20 protein-coding genes and 1 tRNA gene are annotated in these 23,273 nt (G+C 68.5%); 11 read left to right on the top strand and 10 right to left on the bottom strand.

What is annotated here, in order from left to right; genetic code table 11:
• Nucleotides 1-16: 16 nt before the first annotated feature.
• The 5 genes from JI739_RS11540 to JI739_RS11520 form a co-directional block, all read right to left on the bottom strand.
• Nucleotides 17-1,015, bottom strand: coding sequence for a Tim44 domain-containing protein (locus JI739_RS11540; RefSeq protein ID WP_201684042.1), 999 nt, complete (start codon nucleotides 1,013-1,015; stop codon nucleotides 17-19).
• A 174-nt stretch (nucleotides 1,016-1,189) separates the two neighbouring features.
• Nucleotides 1,190-1,921: a bifunctional demethylmenaquinone methyltransferase/2-methoxy-6-polyprenyl-1,4-benzoquinol methylase UbiE gene (ubiE, locus tag JI739_RS11535; protein WP_201684041.1), complete on the bottom strand. Its 732-nt coding sequence runs from the start codon at nucleotides 1,919-1,921 to the stop codon at nucleotides 1,190-1,192.
• 103 nt (nucleotides 1,922-2,024) lie between these two features.
• Nucleotides 2,025-2,435: a gamma-butyrobetaine hydroxylase family protein gene (locus tag JI739_RS11530; RefSeq protein WP_201684040.1), complete on the bottom strand. Its 411-nt coding sequence runs from the start codon at nucleotides 2,433-2,435 to the stop codon at nucleotides 2,025-2,027.
• A 22-nt stretch (nucleotides 2,436-2,457) separates the two neighbouring features.
• Nucleotides 2,458-2,886 carry an HIT family protein gene (locus tag JI739_RS11525; protein WP_201684039.1) on the bottom strand — a complete coding sequence of 143 codons (429 nt, stop codon included), beginning with the start codon at nucleotides 2,884-2,886 and terminating at the stop codon, nucleotides 2,458-2,460.
• A 97-nt stretch (nucleotides 2,887-2,983) separates the two neighbouring features.
• Nucleotides 2,984-6,880 (bottom strand): DUF3683 domain-containing protein, encoded by a 3,897-nt coding sequence (locus JI739_RS11520; RefSeq protein ID WP_201684038.1) that lies wholly within the window; start codon nucleotides 6,878-6,880, stop codon nucleotides 2,984-2,986.
• A 194-nt stretch (nucleotides 6,881-7,074) separates the two neighbouring features.
• Between JI739_RS11520 and ugpB the strand changes: the two genes are divergently transcribed.
• The 9 genes from ugpB (at nucleotide 7,075) to JI739_RS11475 (ending at nucleotide 17,557) form a co-directional block, all read left to right on the top strand.
• Nucleotides 7,075-8,385 (top strand): sn-glycerol-3-phosphate ABC transporter substrate-binding protein UgpB, encoded by a 1,311-nt coding sequence (ugpB, locus tag JI739_RS11515; RefSeq protein ID WP_201684037.1) that lies wholly within the window; start codon nucleotides 7,075-7,077, stop codon nucleotides 8,383-8,385.
• Between the two features lie 7 nt (nucleotides 8,386-8,392).
• Nucleotides 8,393-9,280, top strand: coding sequence for a sn-glycerol-3-phosphate ABC transporter permease UgpA (gene ugpA / locus JI739_RS11510; protein ID WP_201684036.1), 888 nt, complete (start codon nucleotides 8,393-8,395; stop codon nucleotides 9,278-9,280).
• Between the two features lie 114 nt (nucleotides 9,281-9,394).
• A complete protein-coding gene (gene ugpE / locus JI739_RS11505) occupies nucleotides 9,395-10,246 on the top strand; it encodes a sn-glycerol-3-phosphate ABC transporter permease UgpE (RefSeq protein ID WP_201684035.1) in 852 nt (283 codons plus the stop codon).
• A gap of 13 nt (nucleotides 10,247-10,259) precedes the next feature.
• Nucleotides 10,260-11,294 (top strand): sn-glycerol-3-phosphate ABC transporter ATP-binding protein UgpC, encoded by a 1,035-nt coding sequence (ugpC, locus tag JI739_RS11500; RefSeq protein ID WP_201684034.1) that lies wholly within the window; start codon nucleotides 10,260-10,262, stop codon nucleotides 11,292-11,294.
• Between the two features lies 1 nt (nucleotide 11,295).
• Entirely contained in the window at nucleotides 11,296-12,030 is a 735-nt protein-coding gene (gene ugpQ, locus JI739_RS11495) for a glycerophosphodiester phosphodiesterase (protein ID WP_201684033.1), read from the top strand.
• A gap of 89 nt (nucleotides 12,031-12,119) precedes the next feature.
• Nucleotides 12,120-12,752 (top strand): VOC family protein, encoded by a 633-nt coding sequence (locus JI739_RS11490; RefSeq protein WP_201684032.1) that lies wholly within the window; start codon nucleotides 12,120-12,122, stop codon nucleotides 12,750-12,752.
• A gap of 23 nt (nucleotides 12,753-12,775) precedes the next feature.
• Nucleotides 12,776-14,491, top strand: coding sequence for an FAD-dependent oxidoreductase (locus JI739_RS11485; RefSeq protein WP_201684031.1), 1,716 nt, complete (start codon nucleotides 12,776-12,778; stop codon nucleotides 14,489-14,491).
• Nucleotides 14,488-14,676 carry a DUF2783 domain-containing protein gene (locus tag JI739_RS11480; protein WP_201684030.1) on the top strand — a complete coding sequence of 63 codons (189 nt, stop codon included), beginning with the start codon at nucleotides 14,488-14,490 and terminating at the stop codon, nucleotides 14,674-14,676. The genes JI739_RS11485 and JI739_RS11480 overlap by 4 nt, the downstream gene beginning before the upstream one ends.
• 58 nt (nucleotides 14,677-14,734) lie before the next feature.
• Nucleotides 14,735-17,557 (top strand): valine--tRNA ligase, encoded by a 2,823-nt coding sequence (locus JI739_RS11475; RefSeq protein WP_201684029.1) that lies wholly within the window; start codon nucleotides 14,735-14,737, stop codon nucleotides 17,555-17,557.
• Between the two features lie 2 nt (nucleotides 17,558-17,559).
• On the opposite strand, the gene JI739_RS11470 is transcribed toward JI739_RS11475, so the two are convergent.
• Complete coding sequence (locus tag JI739_RS11470) at nucleotides 17,560-18,528, bottom strand: NAD(P)-dependent oxidoreductase (protein WP_201684028.1); 969 nt, start codon at nucleotides 18,526-18,528, stop codon at nucleotides 17,560-17,562.
• A gap of 107 nt (nucleotides 18,529-18,635) precedes the next feature.
• Between JI739_RS11470 and galU the strand changes: the two genes are divergently transcribed.
• Nucleotides 18,636-19,523 carry a UTP--glucose-1-phosphate uridylyltransferase GalU gene (galU, locus tag JI739_RS11465; protein ID WP_201684027.1) on the top strand — a complete coding sequence of 296 codons (888 nt, stop codon included), beginning with the start codon at nucleotides 18,636-18,638 and terminating at the stop codon, nucleotides 19,521-19,523.
• Between the two features lie 43 nt (nucleotides 19,524-19,566).
• On the opposite strand, the gene JI739_RS11460 is transcribed toward galU, so the two are convergent.
• Both JI739_RS11460 and cysM read right to left on the bottom strand, forming a co-directional pair.
• Nucleotides 19,567-19,794, bottom strand: a complete 228-nt coding sequence (locus JI739_RS11460) for a sulfurtransferase TusA family protein (protein ID WP_201684026.1) — start codon at nucleotides 19,792-19,794, stop codon at nucleotides 19,567-19,569.
• Nucleotides 19,795-19,887: 93 nt separating this feature from the next.
• Nucleotides 19,888-20,790: a cysteine synthase CysM gene (cysM, locus tag JI739_RS11455; protein WP_201684025.1), complete on the bottom strand. Its 903-nt coding sequence runs from the start codon at nucleotides 20,788-20,790 to the stop codon at nucleotides 19,888-19,890.
• A 40-nt stretch (nucleotides 20,791-20,830) separates the two neighbouring features.
• Here cysM and JI739_RS11450 point away from each other — a divergent pair.
• Nucleotides 20,831-20,915 (top strand) — tRNA-Leu (locus JI739_RS11450).
• A 145-nt stretch (nucleotides 20,916-21,060) separates the two neighbouring features.
• Here JI739_RS11450 and JI739_RS11445 read toward each other — a convergent pair.
• Entirely contained in the window at nucleotides 21,061-22,641 is a 1,581-nt protein-coding gene (locus tag JI739_RS11445) for a sensor histidine kinase (protein WP_201684024.1), read from the bottom strand.
• An 11-nt stretch (nucleotides 22,642-22,652) separates the two neighbouring features.
• Nucleotides 22,653-23,189: a methanogen output domain 1-containing protein gene (locus tag JI739_RS11440; protein ID WP_201684023.1), complete on the bottom strand. Its 537-nt coding sequence runs from the start codon at nucleotides 23,187-23,189 to the stop codon at nucleotides 22,653-22,655.
• Nucleotides 23,190-23,273: the final 84 nt, after the last annotated feature.

Raw genomic sequence — 23,273 nt, 5'->3', positions numbered from 1 at the left:
TGGCGGGCCGGCGCCGCTATTGCAGGGGCTGCAGGCCGGCGACCAGCCAGCCGGAGGGGCCGCGCTTGGACTTGATCATGTTCCAGACCTCCCGGAACGGCGTGGGGCCGGCCGAGGGGGCCTCGCGGATGAGTCCCGAGAACTCGACGCTGGCGAGATAGTCGTCGCCCAGGTCCTCGATACCGAGGAACTGGGCATCGAGCATGACGACCTCGGTCTTGCCCGGCGTGCCGCCCTGCTGCTCGCGCTCGCGCAGCTGGTTGCGGATCTCGCCCAGCATCTCGTCGGTCATCATGGAGCGCAGCGTGGTGAGGTCGGCGCCGTCCCAGCAGTCCTGCAGCAGGACGAAATTGCGCTTGGCGGCCTCGACGAACCCGGCCACGTCGAAGCCAGCCGGAACGCCCCAGTCGCGGTCGCCTGCCAATGTCGAACCGATCTGCACGCCACCGCCGTGGCGCGCGGCGTCATACGCCATGCTGCTGCGCTCGAAGGGCCGCGCCGAGGCGTCGTTGCCGACGTTGTGGGGGCTGTACTGCCGCGGAGCCGCAGCCTGCTCGGCCGGGGCACCCGCGCCCTGGAAGGCATAGGGGCGGCCGCCGGCCGCCGGGGCGCCGCCGCGGCGGGCCCGCATGACCATGCCGACCACGACCATGATCACCAGCGCCAGCAAGGCGAACAGCAGGAACTGCGCGAACTGCGGCCCGAAGCCCAGCGCACTGGCCAGCCAGGCCAGGCCCAGCCCGGCGGCGAGCCCACCGAGCAGGCCGCGCATGGGAGAACGTGCCGGCGTGGCCGGGGTCGCGCCGGGCGCCGCCTGCCGCTGCGCTGGCGCCGCGGCCGTGCCCTGCTGCGGGGCCGTGGCCGGCGTGCCGGCCGGCGGCTGCGGGGTCGCCTGGCGCTGGGTGACGTTGCCGGACTGCTTGCCGATCGAGCGGCCGCCACCCATGCGGCGCGCATCCGCATCCACGGAGGCCAGCAACAGCGTGCAGGCCAGAAGGGTCGACCAGATCTTCATGTCATGTCTCCTGTCAGTTCAAAGCCCCACCCCGAAGCGCCTGCGGCGGGCCCCCTCGGGCTGCGCCCTGTCCCCCTCGAGGGGCGCCACCAGCGGCCGGCAAAGCCGGTTCCGCGGCGGCCCGCGGTGGCGTGGTCTGCTTGCAGATATTGCGGGCGCCGCAAAGCGGCCACCTCAACATTTGATGCCCACGTGCAGCGCGACGACGCCGCCCGTGAGGTTGTGATAGTCCACGTGACCGAAGCCGCCGGCCTTCATCAGGGCCTTGAGGCTTTCCTGGTCAGGGTGCATGCGGATCGATTCGGCCAGGTAGCGGTAGCTCTCGGCGTCGCCGGCGACCCACCGGCCCAGGCGCGGCAGCACCTGGAAGGAATAGAAGTCGTAGGCCTTGCGCAGCGGCTGGGCCACTTTCGAAAACTCCAGCACCAGCAGGCGGCCGCGCGGCCGCAGCACGCGGGCCATCTCGCCGATGGCCGCCTGCTTGTGGGTCATGTTGCGCAGGCCGAAGCCGACGCTGACCAGGTCGAAGGCGTTGTCGGGGAAGGGCAGGCGTTCGGCGTCGCACACCACCGTGGGCAGCAGGACCCCCTGGTCCACCAGCCGGTCGCGGCCGGTGCGCAGCATGGTTTCGTTGATGTCGGTGTGCACCACGAGCCCGCTGGGGCCGACCTGCCGGGCAAAGGCCTGCGACAGGTCCCCGGTGCCGCCGGCGATATCGAGCACGTGCTGGCCCGGCCGCACGTGCGAGGCCATGACGGCGAAGGCCTTCCAGGCGCGATGCAGCCCCATCGACATCAGGTCGTTCATCAGGTCGTAGCGGGGGGCGACGGAGTCGAAGACGCCGCGTACACGGCGCGCCTTGTCGCGCTCGTCGACGGTCTGGTAGCCGAAATCGGTGCTGCTCATGATCTGGATGCTAGGTCATGCCGCCATGCGCCGGGCGCACGCGGCAGCGGCACGGGGAAAACCCCGTGGACCGACTGTAAGGTGGGCGCCACAGCGCCCCGCGTCAGTGGGCGCAGGATTTGCCGGTAGGACCGGGCATGGGCGCATCGCGCGACACCCCTGCCTGCGCCAGGCGCGCCTCGTAGTCCGCCCACAACTGCTGCTGGCTCGCCCCCAGGAAGTACAGGTACTCCCACGAGAAGATGCCGCTGTCGTGCCCGTCGGAGAACACCGGCTTGACGGCGTAGTTGCCCACCGGCTCCAGCGAATCGATGGTGACTTCGCGCTTGCCCGTCTGCAGCACCTCCTGGCCGGGGCCGTGGCCCTGCACCTCGGCCGAAGGCGAGTAGATGCGCATCAGCTCGAAGGGGATGCGAAAGCTGGCGCCATCGGAGAACGACACCTCCAGCTGGCGAGAACGGGCGTGCACGGTGAGGGCCACGGGGGTGGGGGTGTCGGGCGTCAAGCCGGCCATGGGAGTCGTCCTGGAAAAGGAGTCAGGCGAACGCGCGGGAGCGCAGGTCGTCTTCTAGCGCAGGCAGGCGGGCCTGCAAGTCGGCCAATCGCGCCATCGCCGGCTGCCGCACCGGGGCGGCCCACAGGGGCGCGGGGAAATGGGTGTCCCAGTCGAAGCGGGCGACGAGGTGCCAGTGCAGGTGCGGCACCTGGTTGCCCAGGCTGGCGAGGTTCATCTTGGTGGGCGACAGGTGGCGCCGCATCGCCGACTCGATGGCGCAGACCGCGTCCAGGCAGGCTGCGCGGTCGACGGCCCTCAAGTCGGACAGCTCGGCCACGTGCGTGTTCCAGACCAGGCGGTAGAAGCCGGGCCAGGCGGCCTCGCCGGCATGGATCAGGCGCCAGGAGGCCGTGCGGAGCACGACGCGCCCACCGTCACCGATGCACAGGGGACAGTCGGCCGTGGTCACTGGTTGGCCTCCCCCAGCATTGCCCGCTGCGCGGGCTGCTCCTCCGACCTCGCAAGCGGAGGGGGCGAGCGCCTTCGGGCGGCCGGCCGGGCGGCGCTCACACCAGCACCCGCTCGATGCCGCCCTGGTTGGCGGCCTTCACGTACTGGGGCATCCAGTCGGCGCCGAGCAGCCGGTTGGCCATCTCGACCACGATGTAGTCGGCCTCGAGCAGGCCGTTCTGCAGGTCCGCGCCATAGCGCGACAGGCCCTGCAGGCAGCTCGGGCAGCTGGTGAGGATCTTCACCTTGCCCTCGGCGCCGACGGCGCTGGCCTCGCGCAGCGCCGCCTCGTCCTTGCGCAGCTGTTCTTCCTTGCGAAAGCGCACCTGGGTCGAGATGTCCGGCCGGGTGACCCCCAGCGTGCCGGACTCGCCGCAGCAGCGCTCGGACTTGCGCACCTGCGGGCCCACCAGTTCCTTGACGGTCTGCATGGGGTCGCGCAGCTTCATGGGCGAGTGGCAGGGGTCGTGGTACAGGTAGGCACCCTCGCCTTCGAGCTTGACGCCCTTTTCGAGCAGGTACTCGTGGATGTCGACGATCCGGCAGCCCGGGAAGATCTTGTCGAATTCATAGCCCTGGAGCTGGTCGAAGCAGGTGCCGCAGGAGACCACCACGGTCTTGATGTCCAGGTAGTTCAGGGTGTTGGCGACGCGGTGGAACAGCACCCGGTTGTCGGTGATGATCTTTTCGGCCTTGTCGAAGTCGCCGCTGCCGCGTTGCGGGTAACCGCAGCACAGGTAGCCCGGCGGCAGCACCGTCTGCACGCCCGCATGCCAGAGCATGGCCTGCGTGGCCAGGCCCACCTGCGAGAACAGGCGCTCGGAGCCGCAGCCCGGGAAATAGAACACCGCCTCGGACTCGGTGGTGGTGGTGCGGGGGTTGCGGATGATGGGGACGTAGTCCTTGTCCTCGATGTCCAGCAAGGCCCGGGCCGTCTTCTTGGGCAGCCCGCCCGGCAACTTCTTGTTCACGAAGTGGATCACCTGCTCCTTGAGCGGTGCCGTGCCGTGGGTGGACGGGGGCTGCGTCACCTGCTTGCGGGCCAGGCCGCGCAGCAGGTCGTTGGCCAGGCGCTGCGCCTTGAAGCCCACGTCGACCATGGCGGTGCGCGCCAGCTTGATGGTCTCGGGGTTGGTGGCGTTGAGCATGAACATGGCCGCGGCCTGCCCGGGACGGAAGCTCTTCTGCCCCATCTTGCGCAGCAGGTTGCGCATGTTCATGGAGACGTCGCCGAAGTCGATCTTGACCGGGCAGGGATTGAAGCACTTGTGGCACACCGTGCAGTGGTCGGCCACATCCTCGAACTCTTCCCAGTGCTTGATCGACACGCCGCGGCGCGTCTGTTCCTCGTACAGGAAGGCCTCGACCAGCAGGGAGGTGGCGAGGATCTTGTTGCGCGGGCTGTACAGCAGGTTGGCGCGCGGCACGTGCGTGGCGCACACCGGCTTGCACTTGCCGCAGCGCAGGCAGTCCTTGACGCTATCGGCGATGGCGCCGATGTCCGACTGCTGCATGATCAGCGACTCGTGCCCCATCAGGCCGAAGCTGGGGGTGTAGGCGTTGGTCAGGTCCGAGTGCAGCGCCACCCCGATCGCCGGTTGCGGATCGGTGCTGCGCAGCAGCTTGCCCAGGTTGAAGCGGCCTTCGGGGTCGACGCGGCGCTTGTACTCGGCAAAGGGCGCGAGCTCCTCGTCGCTGAGGAATTCGAGCTTGGTGATGCCGATGCCGTGCTCGCCCGAGATCACCCCGCCCAGCGACCGGGCCAGCCCCATGATCCGCTTCACGGCGCCGTGCGCGGCCTGCAGCATCTCGTAGTCGTCGCTGTTGACCGGGATGTTGGTGTGCACGTTGCCGTCGCCGGCGTGCATGTGCAGCGCCACCCATACGCGGCCCTTGAGCACGCGCTGGTGGATGGCGTCGAGTTCGTCGCGGATGGGCGCGAAGGCCTGGCCGCCGAACACCTGCTGCAGCGGCGCGCGGATCTGCGTCTTCCAGCTCGCGCGCAGGGTGTGGTCCTGCAGTTGCGGGAACAGCGCATCGACCTGCTGCAGCCAGCCGCTCCAGAGCGTGCGCACCTCCCCCAGCAGGGCCAGCGCCTGGGCCACGCGATCGCCCAGCAGCTCGGCCGGCGGGATCTCGCCGGCGTCGTCCTGCCGGCCCAGCGGCAGGTTGCCGCGCGCGAGGAAGGCTTCGAGCTCATCGACCAGGCGCAGCTTGTTGGCCAGGCTCAGCTCGATGTTGATGCGCTCGATGCCGTCGGTGTACTCGGCCATGCGCGGCAGCGGGATCACCACGTCTTCGTTGATCTTGAAGGCGTTGGTGTGGCGGCTGATGGCGGCCGTGCGCTTGCGGTCGAGCCAGAACTTCTTGCGGGCCTCGGCGCTGATGGCAACGAAGCCTTCGCCGCTGCGCGAATTGGCCAGGCGCACCACCTCGGAGGTGGCGCGGGCCACGGCGTCGGGATCGTCGCCGGCGATGTCGCCGATCAACACCATCTTGGGCAGGCCGCCGCGCTTGCTCTTGGTGGCATAGCCCACGGCCTTCAGGTAACGGTCGTCCAGGTGCTCCAGCCCGGCCAGCAGCGTGCCGCTGCGGCGCTGCTCGGCGAACATGAAGTCCTTGATCTCGACGATGCTGGGCACCGCGTCCTTGGCGTTGCCGAAGAACTCCAGGCACACGGTGCGGGTGTGCGCCGGCATGCGGTGCACCACCCAGCGCGCGCTGGTGATGAGGCCGTCGCAGCCTTCCTTCTGCACCCCGGGCAGGCCGGCCAGGAACTTGTCGGTGACGTCCTTGCCCAGGCCCTCCTTGCGGAAGGCGCGGCCGGGGATCACCAGGCGTTCGGTGCGCGCCGGCTTGCTCCAGTCGACGCGGCGGCTGTCGGCCGGGAAGTAGCGCAGCTCGAAGCTGGCCTGCTCGGCGTCGTGGATCTTGCCCAGGTTGTGGTCCAGCCGCACCACCTCCAGCCACTCGGCCTGCGGGGTGACCATGCGCCAGGACACCAGGTTGTCCAGCGCCGTGCCCCAGAGCACGGCCTTCTTGCCACCGGCGTTCATGGCAACGTTGCCGCCCACGCACGAGGCCTCGGCCGAGGTGGGGTCGACCGCGAAGACGAAGCCGGCGCGCTCGGCGGCGTCGGCCACGCGCTGGGTCACCACGCCGGCCTCGGTCCAGACGGTGGCCACCGGCTGCTCGTGGCCGGGGATGGCCACCTTCTCGACCTCGCTCATGGCCTCGAGCTTCTCGGTGTTGATGACCGCGCTCTTCCAGGTCAGGGGGATCGCGCCGCCGGTGTAGCCGGTGCCGCCGCCGCGCGGAATGATGGTCAGGCCCAGCTCGATGCAGCCGCGCACGACGGCCGCCATCTCGGCTTCGGTGTCTGGCGTGAGGACCACGAACGGGTATTCGACCCGCCAGTCGGTCGCGTCGGTGACGTGCGCCACCCGTGACAGGCCGTCGAACTTGATGTTGTCGCGCGCGGTGAGCCGCCCCAGCACGCGCTGGGTGCGGCGCCGCAACTCGGCCATGCGGGTGAAGCTCTCGTCGAAGCCCTGCACGGCGAGGCGGGCCGCGGCCAGCAGTTCGCCGACCAGCACGTCGCGGCCGTTGTCCTCGCCGGGCGTACGCCGCCGCTCGACCTCGCCCAGGCGGTGGTGCAGCGCCTCGACGAGCAGGCGGCGCCGCTTGGGGTTGTCGAGCAGGTCGTCCTGCAGGTAGGGGTTGCGCTGCACGACCCAGATGTCACCCAGCACCTCGTAGAGCATGCGGGCGGACCGGCCGGTGTGGCGCTCTTCGCGCAACCGGCTCAGCACCTCCCAGGCCCGGGCCCCCAGCAGCCGGATGACGATCTCGCGGTCGGAAAACGAGGTGTAGTTGTAGGGGATCTCGCGCAGGCGCGCAGCCTGGGCGCCGGTGTCGGCAAGAAGGTGATCGAGTGCGGTGGGAGCGTTCATCGCGAGCGGGCTGCAGCCGTAACGATGAGGGGGAGGCGCGGCTGACGGGCGATGTTACCGCAGGGCACCGCTGCAGCCCGGACGGCTGGAAAACCCGGTGCCCGGCGGCTCGCGACAAGCTCCAGAATGGGTTGTTTCGCAGAAGAGTCATGAACCGGCCTTAAGGTCGCGTTCGCAACAAGGAGACGCAGTCCATGAAATTCGGCAAGACCTTCGCCCTGGCCACGCTGGCCGCCGCCCTGCACGCGCCTGTCCTGGCGCAAACCGAGATCCACTGGTGGCATTCCATGACCGCCGGCCTGAATGACTGGGTGGTCGACCTGGCCAATGGCTTCAATGCCAGCCAAAAGGACTACAAGGTCATCCCCACCTACAAGGGCAGCTACGACGAGTCCATGACCGCGTCCATCGCCGCCTTCCGTGCCGGCAATGCGCCCCACATCCTGCAGGTGTACGAAGTGGGCACCGCCACCATGATGGCGGCCAAGGGCGCGGTGGTGCCGGTGGGCAAGGTCATGGCCGATGCCGGCCACAAGTTCGACCCGACCGCCTACATCTCCGCCGTCGTCGGTTACTACACCGCGCCGAATGGCCAGATGCTCAGCTTTCCCCTGAACAGCTCCACCACCGTCCTCAACTACAACAAGGACCTGTTCAAGAAGGCCGGGCTCGACCCCGAGAAGCCGCCACGCACCTGGCCCGAGCTGGCCCTGGCGGCGGCCAAGCTCAAGACCGCGGGCGTGGCCTGCCCCTTCACCACCAGCTGGCAGGGCTGGACGCAGCTGGAGAGCTTCTCGACCTGGCACAACACGCTGTTCGCCACCCAGAACAACGGCTTCGGCGGCACCAAGGCGCGGCTGGCTTTCAACAGTCCGCTGCACGTGCGCCACATCGAGAACCTGGGCAACATGGCCAAGCAGGGCCTGTTCCAGTACCGCGGCCGCGGCAACAAGGCCGACGCCGCCTTCTATTCGGGCGAGTGCGCCATGGCCACCGCCAGCTCGTCGACCTACGCCTCGATCAAGAAGAACGCGCAGTTCGCCTTCGGCATCGCGCCGCTGCCCTACTACCCCGACGTGCCCGGCGCGCCGCAGAACACCATCATCGGCGGCGCCTCGCTGTGGGTGATGTCGGGCAAGCCGGCGGCCGACTACAAGGGCGTGGCCGCCTTCTTCAACTACCTGACCAACCCCGAGGTGCAGGCCAAGAGCCACCAGCGCACCGGCTACCTGCCGGTCACGCTGGCCTCCTTCGAGCTGACGGAGAAATCGGGCTTCTACAAGCAGAACCCCGGTACCGACACCGCGGTCAACCAGATGATCCGCAAGACCACCGACAAGTCGCGCGGCGTGCGCCTGGGCAACTTCAACCAGATCCGCGCCATCATGGACGAGGAGCTGGAGCAGGTCTGGGCGGGCAAGAAGACCGCCCAGGAGGCGCTCGATGGCGCCGTGAAGCGCGGCAACGAGCAGCTCGAACGATTCGAGCGCGCCAACCGCGGCTGAAGGGAACGTGGCCGCCGAGAAACGGGTCCGCTTCAAGAGCTGGTGGCTGCCGGGCGCGCTGCTCGCCCCGCAGCTGCTGGTCATCGCCGTCTTCTTCTTCTGGCCGGCGGCGCAGGCACTGGTGCAGTCGCTGCAGCAGCAGGACGCCTTCGGCAGCTCGGTCGAGTGGGTCGGGCTGGAGAACTTCGAGCGGCTGCTGCACGACGAGAGCTACCTGGCGTCGTTCCGCACCACCGCCATCTTTTCGGTGCTGGTCGCCGGCCTGGGGCTGTCCCTGTCGCTGGTGCTGGCGGTCTTCGCCGACCGCGTGCTGCGCGGCGCGACCTTCTACAAGACCCTGCTGATCTGGCCCTACGCGGTGGCGCCGGCAGTGGCTGGCGTGCTGTGGCTGTTCATGTTCGCGCCATCCATCGGCCTGGTGAGCTACGCCCTGCGGCAGGCGGGATACGAGTGGAACCACTTGCTCAATAGTGGGCAGGCGATGGCGCTGATCGTGTTCGCCGCCGTGTGGAAGCACATCTCCTACAACTTCCTGTTCTTCCTGGCCGGCCTGCAGGCGATCCCCCGCAGCCTGATCGAGGCCGCGGCCATCGACGGCGCCGGACCCTGGCGGCGCTTCTGGAGCATCGTCTTTCCGCTGCTGTCTCCCACCACCTTCTTCCTGCTGGTGATCAACGTCGTCTACGCCTTCTTCGACACCTTCGCGATCGTCGATGCCGCCACCGAAGGCGGGCCGGGCAAGGACACGGCCATCCTGGTCTACAAGGTGTACTACGACGGTTTCAAGGCACTGGACCTGGGCGGCTCGGCGGCGCAGTCGGTGGTGCTGATGGCGATCGTCGTCGTGCTCACGGTCATCCAGTTCCGCTACATCGAGAGAAAAGTGAACTATTGACCCCCCCGCAGCGACTTCGTCGCCTCCCCCCGAGGGGGCGCCACCAGCGGCCCGGCGAAGCCGGTTCCGCGGTGGCCCCCGTATTTGGCAGCTTCTCTCGTGGCACGAAGCATCATGGTTGAACGTCGTCCGCTGGCTACCTTCATCTCGCACCTGGTGCTGGTGCTGGGCGTGATCGTGGTCGCCTTTCCGCTGTACATCACCTTCGTGGCCAGCACCCACACGGCGCGCGACATCGTGCAGGCGCCGATGCCGCTGCTGCCGGGGCCGCACCTGCTGGAGAACTACACGCACGCGATCAACGGCACGGGCGGGGGTTCGGCCTCCACGGCCCCGGTCGGGCGCATGATGTTCGTGAGTGCGGTGTCGGCGCTGGTGATCGCGATCGGCAAGATCGCCATTTCGCTGCTGTCGGCCTTCGCCATCGTGTACTTCCGCTTCCCCGGGCGCATGTTTTTCTTCTGGGCCATTTTCGTGACGCTGATGCTGCCGGTGGAGGTGCGCATCGGCCCCACCTACCAGGTGGTCTCGGACCTGGGCATGCTCAACACGTATGCAGGGCTCACCGTGCCGCTGATCGCCAGCGCGACGGCCACCTTCCTGTTCCGGCAGTTCTTCCTGACCGTACCCGACGAGCTGGTGGAGGCGGCGCGGGTGGACGGCGCCGGCCCGATGCGGTTCTTCCGGGACGTGCTGCTGCCGCTGTCGACCACCAGCATCGCGGCGCTCTTCGTGATCCAGTTCATCTACGGCTGGAACCAGTACCTGTGGCCGCTGCTGGTGACCACCGACGAATCGATGTACCCGGTGGTCATGGGCATCAAGCGGATGATCTCCGGCGGCGACGCCGCCAACGACTGGAACATCGTCATGGCCACCGCCATCCTGGCCATGATCCCGCCGGCCTTGGTGGTGCTGCTGATGCAGCACTGGTTCGTCAAGGGCCTGGTCGACACCGAGAAATAGAACGACGCACCGTATGGCAGCCCTCTCGCTCAGAAACATCGTCAAGCGCTACGGCCACGGCAGATCCGAAAACCAGGTGATCCACGGCGTCAACGCCGAGATCGAGCGCGGCGAGTTCGTGGTGATCGTCGGGCCCTCGGGCTGCGGCAAGTCCACGCTGCTGCGCATGGTGGCCGGGTTGGAGGAGATCACCGCCGGCGAGATCGCCATCGGCAGCCGCGTGGTCAACACGCTCGAGCCTGCCGAGCGCGACATCGCCATGGTGTTCCAGAACTACGCGCTCTATCCGCACATGAGCGTGTTCGACAACATGGCCTACGGCCTGAAGATCCGCCGCATGCCGGCGCCCGAGATCCGCCAGCGGGTGGACAAGGCGGCCGCCATCCTGGAGCTGTCGCACCTGCTGCAGCGCAAGCCGCGCGAGCTGTCGGGCGGGCAGCGCCAGCGGGTCGCGATGGGCCGGGCCATCGTGCGCCAGCCGCAGGTCTTCCTGTTCGACGAGCCGCTGTCCAACCTCGATGCCAAGCTGCGCGCGCAAACGCGGCTGGAGATCCAGAAGCTGCACCGCGAGCTGGGCATCACCTCGCTCTTCGTCACCCACGACCAGGTCGAGGCCATGACGCTGGCCCAGCGCATGATCGTGATGAACGCGGGCCACATGGAGCAGTTCGGAACGCCCGAGGAGGTGTACCACCGGCCGGCGTCCACCTTCGTCGCCGGCTTCATCGGTTCGCCGCCGATGAACCTGCTGCGCCAGGCGGCCGGCGCGCGGCCGGGCCAGCTGCTCGGCATCCGGCCCGAGCACCTGGACATCCTGGCACCGGATGAGCCCGGCGGCGACCGGCTGGCCTGGGACGTGCAGGTGGACACCGTGGAACTGCTGGGCGCCGAGCGCCTGGTCTACGGCCGCATCGGCGACGAAGCCCTGGTGGTGCGGGTCGACGAATCGCGCCCCGCGCCGGTGGCTGGAGCGCGCATGCGGGTGGCGCCTCGGCCCGAGCGGCTGCACCACTTCGCAGCCGACACCGGCAAGCGGGTGGACGCATGACATGAAGCCCTGGCCCTATCCCCGCTGGATCGCCCACCGCGGCGCCGGGCAGCTGGCCCCGGAGAACACGTTGGCGGCCTTTCGCCTGGGCGCCGGCTACGGCTATCGCATGGCCGAGTGCGACGTGAAGCTCTCGGCCGATGGCGTGCCGTTCCTGCTGCACGACGCCACCCTGGAGCGCACCACCAACGGCCGCGGCATCGCGGGCCAGTTGCCCTGGGCCGAGCTGTCCCGGCTGGACGCGGGCAGCTGGCACTCGCCCGCCCATGCCGGCGAGCCGCTGCCCACGCTGCAGAACATCGCGCGCTGGTGCCGGGCCAACGACCGGCTGCTCAACATCGAGATCAAGCCCACCCCCGGCGCCGAGGCGATCACCGGCGAGGTGGTGGCCCGGCACGCGGCCGCGTCCTGGCAGGCGGCTGCCGTGCCGCCCTTGCTGTCGTCCTTCCAGCCGGACAGCCTGCACGCCGCCCGCAAGGTCGTGCCCGAGTTGCCCCGCGCGCTGCTGCTCGACGCGCTGCGGCCCGGATGGCTGGAACAGGCCGAAGCGCTGCAGTGCGTGGCGGTGGTCTGCCGGCACACGCTCTGGGATGCGGCCCTGGTGACGCAGGCCCGCGGCGCCGGGCTGCGCTGCCTGGGCTACACGGTGAACGACCCGGCGGCCGCGCAGCGCTTGAACGAGCTGGGTTGCGACGGGATCATCACGGACAAGGTGGACCTGTTCGCCCCCGAATGACAGCGCCGGGGACCCGGGTACCACCGGCCCAACCGGGCGATTACGCTATAGTGAACGCGTTACGCAATGGTAAACCCAGGAGACGCTCCATGGCCGCAGTCCTTCATCCGAATCCCGCCAGTCCCACGCTGCCCGCCCCGCCCGCCATCCAGCAGTTGCACCACTACGCCTACAAGGCGCGTGATGCCGAGGAGACCCGGCACTTCTACGAAGACATCCTGGGCCTGCCGCTGTACCACATCATCCAGAGCGACCACGTGCCGAGCACGGGCGAGTACTGCCCCTACACCCACTTCTTCTTCCGCCTGCAGGACGGCTCGTTCATCGCCTTCTTCGACCTGGGCGACGACCAGGTGGCCGAGCCCTCGCCCAACACGCCCAAGTGGGTCAACCACATCTCCTTCCGCGTCGATTCGCAGCAGGACCTGCGCGACATGAAGGCGCGGCTGGAGGCCCATGGGGTCGAGGTGCTGGGCATCACCGACCACCACATCTTCCACAGCATCTACTTCTTCGACCCCAACGGGATCCGGCTCGAACTGACCGCCCAGCTGGCCGACGAGTTCCAGATGCTCGAGGAGAGCAAGACCTGCCACGCGCGCCTGGACGAATGGACGGCGCGCAAGGAGCAATGGCGCCGGGAGCGGGCCGAGGGCAAGGCCTCCCAGCCGCTCAAGCCGCAGCGCAACGACCGGCCGGAGGTCGGCGCCAAGTCCGCCTGACGAGTCGGCTCACCGGAGGATCCATGGTCGATCGCTATGCCGAGACGGCATTCACCAACGGCTACGAGTTCACGCAGGGCAGCGGCTACGTGCTGCCCGAGTACCCGTTCGTCGAGCCGCCCGAGATCAAGGCCGGCACGCCCGGTCACCAGCCCATCGTCATCGTCGGCGGCGGCATCACCGGGCTGACGGCCGCCTGCTGCCTGGCCCGCCTGGGCGTGCCGGCGGTGCTGCTGGACGAGGACAACACGGTCGGGGTCAAGGGCGCGTCCTCGCGCGGCATCGTCTACACCCAGAAATCGCTGGAGATCTTCGAGCGCCTGGGGGTGTACGACCGCATCGCCGCCAAGGGCACGCGCTGGTGCGTGGGCCGCACCTTCGCCGGCCATGACGAGGTGTATTCCTTCGACATGAGCCAGCAGGCCGGCTTCAACCTGTCGAGCCAGCCGGCCTTCATCAACATCCAGCAGTTCTACATCGAGGCCTTCCTGGTCGACCGCATCCGCGAACTCGGCCACGTGGACCTGCGCTGGAACAACCGGGTGACCGCGTACAGCCAGGACGAGAACGGTGCGCTGCTGTCCATCACGACGCCGGCGGGCGACTACCAGCTGCGGGCCGACCACGTGATCGACGCCTCCGGCTCGCGCAGCCCGTTCCGGCAATGGGTGGGCGCCAGCGTCACCGCCAAGAAGGGCGACGACCGCTGGTGCATCGCCGACGTGCGCTTCGCCGAACATCCGCCACAGGAGCGCCACACCTGGATCGAGGCTCCGTTCAACGAGGACCGGGCCGTGTGGCAGCACCTGATGGGAGACGATGTCTGGCGCATCGACTACCAGATGGCGCCCGACGCCGACCCGGCCTACGTCAGCCGCGAGGACGTGGTGCGCGAGCGCCTGGCCCGGCAGTTCGGCCCCGACACCCGCTACGAGATCGTTTGGGTGGGCCCCTACGCCTACCGCAGCGAGTGCGTGGACCAGATGCGGCACGGCCGGCTGTTCTTCATCGGCGATTCCGCCAAGGTGGTCAGCCCCTTCGGCGCCCGGGGCGGCAATACCGGCGTGGCCGACGCCGACAACCTCGCCTGGAAACTGGCCGCGGTGCTGCGCGGGCGCGCCAGCCCGGCGCTGCTGGACAGCTACCACCACGAGCGGCACGAGGCCGCCACGCAGAACGTGCAGGTCACCAACCGCACGGCGCGTTTCCTGCGGCCGGCCGATGGCATCGAACGCGTGTTCCGCAAGGCCGTGATCAGCCTGGCCAAGCAGCACCTGTTCGCCCGCTCGCTGGTCAACACCGGGCGCATGGCCGTCGCCAACCCGTACAGCCGCTCACCGGTTTGCGGCCCGGGCGGCGGCAAGTCGGTGCAGAACGTGTCCTTCCAGTGGGCCGACGGCTCGGCCGGCTCGGTCAACCAGCTCCTGGACTGGGCCGCCGGCGATCTGCTGCTGCTGGTGTTCGGCACCCTCACCGCCAGCGCCCGCGAGCGCCTGCGTGCGCTGGTCGAGACCGCGCCGGTGCGGGTGGTGCAGGTCGTGGCCGACGGGCCCGCGCAGGCGCGTGAGCATGTGCGCGACCCGCAAGGCCACCTGCAGGGCGCCTGCCATGTGTTCGGCCACGCCTGGGCGCTGGTGCGGCCCGACGCGTACGTGGCCGCCACCGGCGAGGCCGTCGACGCCGGCCTGGTCCAGGCGGTCGCCGCCGGGCTGGCCCTGACCGAAGGAGCTTGCGCATGAAGACCACGCTGAACTTCGAGGACGCCGACGGCTTCTACGAGCAGCTGCTCGACGCCCACCAGGGCCTCACGCCCGAGCAATCCGAGCTGCTGAACGCCCGGCTCATCCTGCTGCTGGCCAACCAGGTCGGGAATGCGCGGGTGCTCAAGGAATGCCTCACCGCGGCCGCCACCCTGCCCGAATAAAATTCGCGCTCCTGACCCTGAACGGCATCTTCGGGTGCCGTTTTCTTTTTCTCCAGCCATGAGCGACACCCCCCAGCAACCCGGGCTGAACAGCCTGTCCAAATCCTTCGAGCCGGCCGCCATCGAGGCCCAGTGGGGCCCGGTGTGGGAACAACGCGGCTACGGCCGGGCGGGCTGGCGCGGCACCGGCGCCGCCCGGGCCGGCGAGCCGTCCTTCGCCATCCAGCTGCCGCCGCCCAACGTCACCGGCACCCTGCACATGGGGCACGCCTTCAACCAGACCATCATGGACAGCCTCACGCGGTACCACCGCATGCGCGGCTTCAACACCGTCTGGGTGCCGGGCACCGACCACGCCGGCATCGCCACCCAGATCGTGGTGGAGCGCCAACTGCAGCAGCAGGGGCAGGGCCGGCACGAGCTGGGCCGCAAGAATTTCGTCTCCCGCGTGTGGGACTGGAAGGAGCAGTCGGGCAACACCATCACCATGCAGATGCGCCGCATGGGCGACAGCGTGGACTGGTCGCGCGAATACTTCACGATGGACGACAAGCTCTCGCGCGTGGTCACCGACACCTTCGTGCGGCTGTACGAACAGGGCCTGATCTACCGCGGCAAGCGGCTGGTCAACTGGGACCCGGAGCTCAAGACCGCCGTGAGCGACCTGGAAGTCGAGAGCGAAGAGGAAGACGGCTTCCTCTGGCACATCCGCTACCCGCTGGCCGAGGGCGAAGGCTCGCTCACCGTGGCCACCACCCGGCCCGAGACCATGCTGGGCGACGTGGCCGTGATGGTGCACCCCGAGGACGAGCGCTACGCCCATCTGGTGGGCCAGCGCGTGAAGCTGCCACTGTGCGAGCGCGAGATCCCGGTCATTGCCGACGCCTACGTCGACCGCGAATTCGGCACCGGCGTGGTCAAGGTCACGCCGGCACATGATCCCAACGACTACGCCGTGGGCCAGCGCCACGGCCTGCCGATCATCGGCGTGCTCACGCTGGAAGCGCGCATCAACGACAATGCGCCCGCCGCCTACCGCGGGCTGGACCGGTTCGAGGCACGCAAGCGCGTGGTGGCCGACCTGGAGCAGCTCGGGCTGCTGGCCGAGACCCGCAAGCACAAGCTGATGGTGCCGCGCTGCGCCCGCACCGGCCAGGTGATCGAGCCCATGCTCACCGACCAGTGGTTCGTGGCCATGGACAAGGTGGGCGCCGGCGACCCCACCGGCCAGTCCATTGCGCAGAAGGCCATCGAGGCCGTGTCCTCGGGCCAGGTGCGCTTCGTGCCCGAGAACTGGGTCAACACCTACAACCAGTGGATGAACAACATCCAGGACTGGTGCATCTCGCGCCAGCTCTGGTGGGGCCACCAGATCCCCGCCTGGTACGACGAGGATGGCCAGGTGATCGTGGCGCGCAGCGAGCAAGAGGCCCAGGCCAAGGCGCCCGGCAAGGCACTGCGGCGCGACGAAGACGTGCTGGACACCTGGTACTCCTCGGCGCTGGTGCCGTTCTCCACCCTGGGCTGGCCCGAGCCCACCGAGGACCTGGAGCTGTACCTGCCCTCCAGCGTGCTGGTGACCGGCTACGACATCATCTTCTTCTGGGTCGCCCGGATGATCATGATGACCACGCACTTCACCGGACGGGTGCCCTTCCGCCACGTGTACATCCACGGCCTGGTGCGCGACGCGCAGGGCCGCAAGATGTCGAAGTCCGAGGGCAACGTGCTCGACCCGGTGGACCTGATCGACGGCATCGCCCTGCCGCCGCTGCTGGACAAGCGCACCACCGGATTGCGCAAGCCCGAGACCGCACCGGCCGTGCGCAAGGCCACCGAAAAGGAGTTCCCCGAAGGCATCCCGGCCTACGGGGCCGATGCGCTGCGCTTCACCTTCGCCTCGCTGGCGTCGCTGGGTCGCAGCATCAACTTCGACGCCAAGCGCTGCGAGGGCTATCGCAACTTCTGCAACAAGCTCTGGAACGCCACCCGCTTCGTGCTGATGAACTGCGAAGGGCACGACCTGGCCGAGACGGACGCGCACCGCACGCCGGCCGACCGCTGGATCGTTTCGCTGCTGCAGCAGGCCGAGGCCGAGGTCGCGCGCGGCTTCGCCGAATACCGGTTCGACACCGTGGCCACCGCCATCTACCAGTTCGTTTGGGACGAATACTGCGACTGGTACCTGGAGATCGCCAAGGTGCAGATCCAGACCGGCTCGTCCGCGCAGCAGCGTGGCACCCGCCTGACCCTGATCCGCGTGCTCGAAGCCATCCTGCGCCTGGCCCACCCCGTCATCCCGTTCATCACCGAAGCCCTGTGGCAGAAGGTGGCGCCGGTGGCCGGCAAGGCGGGCGAATCCGTGAGCGTGGCGCCCTACCCGGCATCCGACGCATCGCGCATCGATCCCGAGGCGCTGGCCTGGATGGACCGTCTGAAGGCGGTGGTGGACGCCTGCCGCAACCTGCGAGGCGAGATGAACGTATCGCCGTCGAACCGGCTGCCGCTGTATGCGGTGGGCGACGCCGCCTTCCTGCGGGACGCCGCACCCGTGCTGCAGGCCTTGGCCAAATTGAGCGAGGTGCGGGTGTTCGACGACGAATCCGCCTGGGCCGCTGCCGCACAGGCGGCGCCGGTGGCGGTGGTGGGCGACGCGCGCCTGTGCCTGTTCATGGAGATCGACATCGCCGCCGAGCGGGCCCGGCTGTCCAAGGAAGCGGCGCGGCTCGAAGGTGAACTCGCCAAGGCGCGGGGCAAGCTCGACAACGCGGCCTTCGTCGCCAAGGCGCCTGCGGCCGTGATCGACCAGGAGCGCCAGCGCATCAGCCAGTTCTCGGCCACGCTGGAGCGGCTGCAGGAGCAGTTGCGCCGGCTGGTCTGAGCTCAGACGATAGGCGCCGTGGCCGGATCGTGCGGCGCCGTATCGGGAACCGGATCGGCCCGCGTCAGGCAGTCGTGAAGGCGTCCGGCCAGAAACCAGCTGGCCCGCACCCGCGCCTCGCGGGTGTGCGATCCCAGGCGCGGGGTGAGGTATAGGTTGTTCGACTCGTGCAGCGGCGAACCGCGCGAGGCGAACCCGGCTTCGGCGCCGTCGACCACGCACGAATCGATGCGGCCGTCGGCCAGGGCACGGGCCAGCGCATGCGGCTCGAAGACCGCGGACCGGCTGATGCTGACCCAGTACTGGCCGGGCTTGCAGTAGGCCAGCAGGCGATCGTTCACCAGGTGCTGGTAGCGCGAGCCGTAGATGATCTGCACCGAAATCGCATCGGCGAACGACACCAGCTCGTACAGGCCCACCGGCTCCACGTTCAAGCGGCTCCACAGCGGGGACGACCGGTGCACGGCCGGGTCGTAACCGATCAGGCGGGCACCGAGCCCACGCAGCAGCAGGGCCAGCGTATGCGCAGCCGGTGCGATGCCCAGGAGGCCCACGGTGCTGCCGCCCAGCTCGCGACCGACACGGAAGTCCGCGTGTCGTTGCCCAGCCAGGGGCAGTCCGATTCCGCGGCGGTAAAGCATCAGGAGCGACGCCAGGAGGAACTCGGCGTTCGAGCGCACATGGGCCGATCGCGCCTGCACCACCTCGACCCGGCGTTCGCGGCAGGCTTCGAGATCGGTGTTGTCGGTATCCGCGTGCATGCGCCCCACGATGCGAAGCATGGGCGCTGCCGCCAGGAACTCGCGCGTGACCACGGCCTTGCGTGGCAGCACCACGGCACGCGCCGACCCGACGGCGGCCCGGAGTGCGCCAGGCTCGTAGGCGACGTCCGGCCGGTGTTCGACCGTGTGCCGCGCTTCCAGCCACGCGACGCATTCAGGCACCAGCCGCTCGATCAGTAGGATGTCCATCAAACGCCCTTGTCCGACATGGAGTCGTGTCAGAGTTCCTCCAAAATGGCCGGGAACTGCTCGCAAACAAAAGCGAACTTTAGCTTCAAAAAAATCATTAGTTATCGATGAACAACCAGCGCACCGTCTCCAAGGCCGTTTTTCCCGTCGCAGGCCTCGGCACCCGTTTCCTCCCCGCCACCAAGGCGGCGCCGAAGGAAATGCTCCCGGTGGTGGACAAACCCCTGATCCAGTACGCGGTGGAAGAAGCCTACGAGGCCGGCATCCGGCACATGGTCTTCGTCACGGGGCGCAACAAGCGGGCCATCGAAGACCACTTCGACACCGCGTACGAACTGGAGACCGAGCTCGAAGCCGCTCAGAAGAACGACCTGCTGGCGATGGTCCGATCGATCAAGCCGGACGACATGGACTGCTCCTACGTGCGCCAGCCCCGCTCGCTGGGCCTGGGACACGCGGTGCTGTGCGCGCAGGCGCTGGTGGGCAACGAGCCCTTCGCCGTGCTGCTGGCCGACGACCTGATGACCGGCCCCGACGGCGGCCCCTCGGTGCTGGCGCAGATGGTGGATGTCTTCGAGCGCGTGGGCACCTCGGTGCTGGCGGTGCAGGAAGTTCCGGCCGACCATGTGAAGCGCTATGGCATCGTCGCTGGCGAGGCGGCCGGCGAGCGCCTGACGCGGGTGCGCACGATGGTGGAAAAACCCAGACCCGAAGATGCCCCCTCCCGCATGGGCGTGGCCGGTCGCTACATCCTCACGCCAGCGGTCTTCGAGCAGATTCGCCAGCAGCCGCGTGGCGCCGGGGGTGAGATCCAGCTCACCGACGGCATCGCCCGGCTGATGGACACCGAAGGCGTCCATGCCTACGAATACCTGGGCAAGCGCTACGACTGCGGCAGCAAGCAGGGCTTCCTGGAAGCGACCGTGGAGCTGGCGCTCAAGCACGCCGAAGTCGGGCTGGAGTTCCGCCGCTACCTCCGGCAAACGGTCTGCTGATCGGGTTGCCGCGGCAGCGGGTGCGCGGCACCCGCCGCGCCGCTCAGCGGCGGCGCAGGATGTGAACGAACTCCTCGCCGACGGTCTGCTGCTCGACCAGCTCGTTGCCCGTCTGCCGGGCGAACGCCTGGAAGTCGCGCACCGAGCCGGAGTCGGTGGCCACCACTTTCAGCAGCTGCCCCGCCTGCATGTCGGCCAACGCCTTCTTGGCCTTGAGGATGGGGAGCGGGCAATTGAGCCCGCGGGTGTCGATTTCCTTGGCGATGTCCATGACTGCTGTTTCCTGGCTGTGAGGTGCGGGCGAACGGCGCCGGTTCGTCCACAGCCTCCGGTCGATTCTAGGTGGGGCACTGCCCTCGGGCGCTCACGCCGGGAACACGCCGGTGGACAGGTAGCGGTCACCCCGGTCACACACGACGAACACGATGGTGGCATTGCTCGCCTGCGCCGCGACCTGCTGCGCGACCCAGCAGGCACCGGCGGCGGAGATGCCCGCGAAGATGCCCTCTTCGCGCGCCAGCCGCCGGCACATCTCCTCGGCGTCGTCCTGGCTGACGTAGACCAGTTCGTCCACCGTGCTGGGATCGTAGATGCGCGGCAGGTATTCCTGCGGCCACTTGCGGATGCCGGGAATGCGCGAGCCTTCACTGGGCTGGGCACCGACGATGCGCACCTGCGGGTTCTTTTCCTTGAGGTAGCGCGACACGCCGGTGATGGTGCCCGTGGTGCCCATGGCGCTGACGAAATGCGTGATGCGGCCGCCGGTCTGTTCCCATAACTCGGGCCCGGTGGTTTCGTAATGCACGCGGGGGTTGTCGGCGTTGGCGAACTGGTCGAGCACGCGGCCCTTGCCCTCGCGCTGCATGTTCTCGGCCAGGTCGCGCGCATATTCCATGCCGCCGCTCTTGGGAGTGAGCACGAGTTCGGCGCCGAAGGCCTTCATGGTCTGGGCGCGTTCGACGGACAGGTCCTCCGGCATGATCAGCACCATCCGATAGCCGCGGATGGCCGCGGCCATGGCCAGGGCGATGCCGGTGTTGCCCGACGTGGCTTCGATCAGCGTGTCGCCGGGCTTGATCTCGCCACGCTCCTCGGCGCGACGGATCATCGATAGCGCGGGCCGATCCTTGACCGAACCCGCCGGGTTGTTGCCTTCGAGCTTGCCCAGCACGACGTTGCCGCGATCGCGGTTGAGAGCCGCGCCGATGCGCTGCAGCGCCACCAGCGGCGTCTTGCCAATCGCGTCTTCGATCGTCGGGTAATGCATGCGAGCACTGTGCCATAATTTTTGCTGCTCTTTCCGCACTGCCCGAGTGGTGAAATCGGTAGACGCAGGGGACTCAAAATCCCCCGCCGCAAGGCGTGCCGGTTCGAGTCCGGCCTCGGGCACCAGCTGAGGCGCAAGCCATCGGCTCGCAGTCGACTGGCGAAGTCGGGGCAGCTACGCCGATGCAGGCTCCGGCAGCCTTCTTGCCACTGCCGCCGCGCCGGGGGCGCGAGTACCCGGAGCGATGACGTTTGCATCGCCCCCCGCGCTTCATGCCGGGTTCGACAACCCAGCTTCACCCAGCAGCGGCAACCGCACCACGAATTCGCTGCCCTGACCGGGGCCGCGGCTGCTGGCGTCGATCGTGCCGCCATGCATGTGCACGATGGTCCGCGCGACGCTCAGGCCGATGCCCAGGCCCCCATGCGATCGCCCCAAGGACGCATCGCCCTGCTTGAAAAGCTCGAAGATGTGCGGCAACAGTTCCGGTTCGATCCCCATGCCCGTGTCGATGACCGAGACCACGACCTCGTCCCGGGTCGCATAGGCGCCCACGTCGACCTGCCCTCCCGGCGGGGTGAACTTGGCGGCGTTGGCGAGCAGGTTGCCCAGGACCTGCACCAGGCGGTGTGCGTCGGCATCGACGACGGCTTCCGTCGGCGGGAGGGCGAACTGGAAGTGGATGCCGCGCTCATCCATCGTGGCGCGCACCATCTCCGCCGCCCGCTCCACCACGTCGCTCAAGCGCGTGGGCTGCTTCTGCAGGTTGAGGGAGCCGCGGGTGAGACGCGCCACGTCCAGCAGGTCGTCCACCAGCCGCACCATGTGGTTGACCTGCCGCCCCATGATGCCGGCCAGGCGGGCGATGTCGGGCAAGTCGCCGTGGCGAATGGACAGCAAGCGCACGCCGCTGCGCAAAGGGGCCAGCGGGTTGCGCAGTTCGTGGGCCAGCATGGACAGGAACTCGTCCTTGCGCCGATCGGCATCCGCCAGGTCCCGCGCCTTGATCGAAAGCTCGCGTTCCAGCCGGTAGCGCTCGGTGAGGTCCCGGAAGACCAGGACGACGCCGAGCAGTTGGCCGTCCGCCGCCCGCAGCGGAGCACCCGAATCATCGATGGGCAGCTCATGGCCGTCTTTGCGCAGCAGCAGCGTGTGGTTGGCCAGGCCGACGATGCCGCCCATGCGCAAGACCTTGGTGACCGGGCTTTCGACGGGTTCGCGTGTTTCGTCGTTGACGATCACGAACACCTCGTCCAGGTGCCGCCCGCCTGCATCGGCCCGGGTCCACCCGGTCAGTTCCTCGGCCACGGCGTTGAGGAAGGTCACCCGCCCTTGTGGATCGGTCACGATGACCGCATCGCCAATGCTCTCCAGCGTGACCCGATACCACTCCTTGGTCTCCATCAGGGAAACCTCGGCGGCTCGGCGGCGCGAGATTTCGTGCGAGAGCTGGTCGATGCGCTGCTTGAGCAGCAGGAACTGGTCGTACTTGACTTCGCGTGGGCGCAGGCGCAGCAGGACCAGGGCGGGCCCGGCTTCCGAGCGCGGGCTCATCAGTGAGCCTTCGCAACGCAGGGTCACCGGGTCCTGGCCGGGCACGATGAAGCGAAGGCTCTCCGGCGACGCCGAGCGGGTGCGGGCGCAGCGGGCCAGGAAAGCCTGGACTCGCTCCGGATCCTCGCTCACCAACTCCCGCAGGTGCCGACCCATCAGTTGATCCGGATCGCGTGACAGCACGCGCGAGGCGGCGCGGTTGACCATGCACAGCGCGCCGGTGGCGTCCAGCACCACGACCGCTTCCTGCAGCGCGTCGGCCAGCTCGGCGGCCTCTGGGCGGCGGGGTCCGGTCACGAAGCCCACGGCTAGCCAGCCTTGAAGTACTCGCGCCCCGATGAATGGCCAGACCCGCCCGGCCGCTCCTGCAGGAACACCACCACGCGGCACTCGCCGTGGCCTTGCGCGATGGTCTTCTCCAGGTCCACGCGCGCATAACCGAGGTTCTCAGCCGCGATGAGCCCGAAGACGTTGGACGTCATCATGCACAGCGCCGGCCGGTCCAGGACCTTGTCGCCGAACGGGCAGTGCTGGTTGCCGAAGACGATCTTGTGGTCGTCCTCCTCGATCACGAAGAAGCTGCCCTGGATGCGACGCTTGAGGTCGACCAGCACCTGCGCCACCTGCTCGCGCGAGAGTGTCGAGACGTTCAGGGCCGCCTTGTAATCTTCATTGATTCGTTCACCGACCCGTTGGCCGACCACGCTGATGAACCCGGAGGCGTCCTCCAGGCCGACCACGTCCTGCAGGGTACCCGCTAGCTCGCGAAGCAGCGTGCGCAGGAAGAGGTCCCTTTCCAGCGGCACGTCGGCCTGGGCGATGGGGATGATGCGGTTTGAAGTCATGCCGATCGCAAGAGAAAGAGTGGCGGCATTGTGCCTGCGCACGGCCGCCCGTGGGGCCGCCGGGCCACCGCCCTTACCCTGATG

It is taken from the genome of Ramlibacter aurantiacus (assembly GCF_016722895.1).
GTDB lineage: Bacteria > Pseudomonadota > Gammaproteobacteria > Burkholderiales > Burkholderiaceae_C > Ramlibacter > Ramlibacter aurantiacus.
Note: the sequence above shows the minus strand (reverse complement) of the source record. Positions and strands in the feature narration are given on the sequence as shown.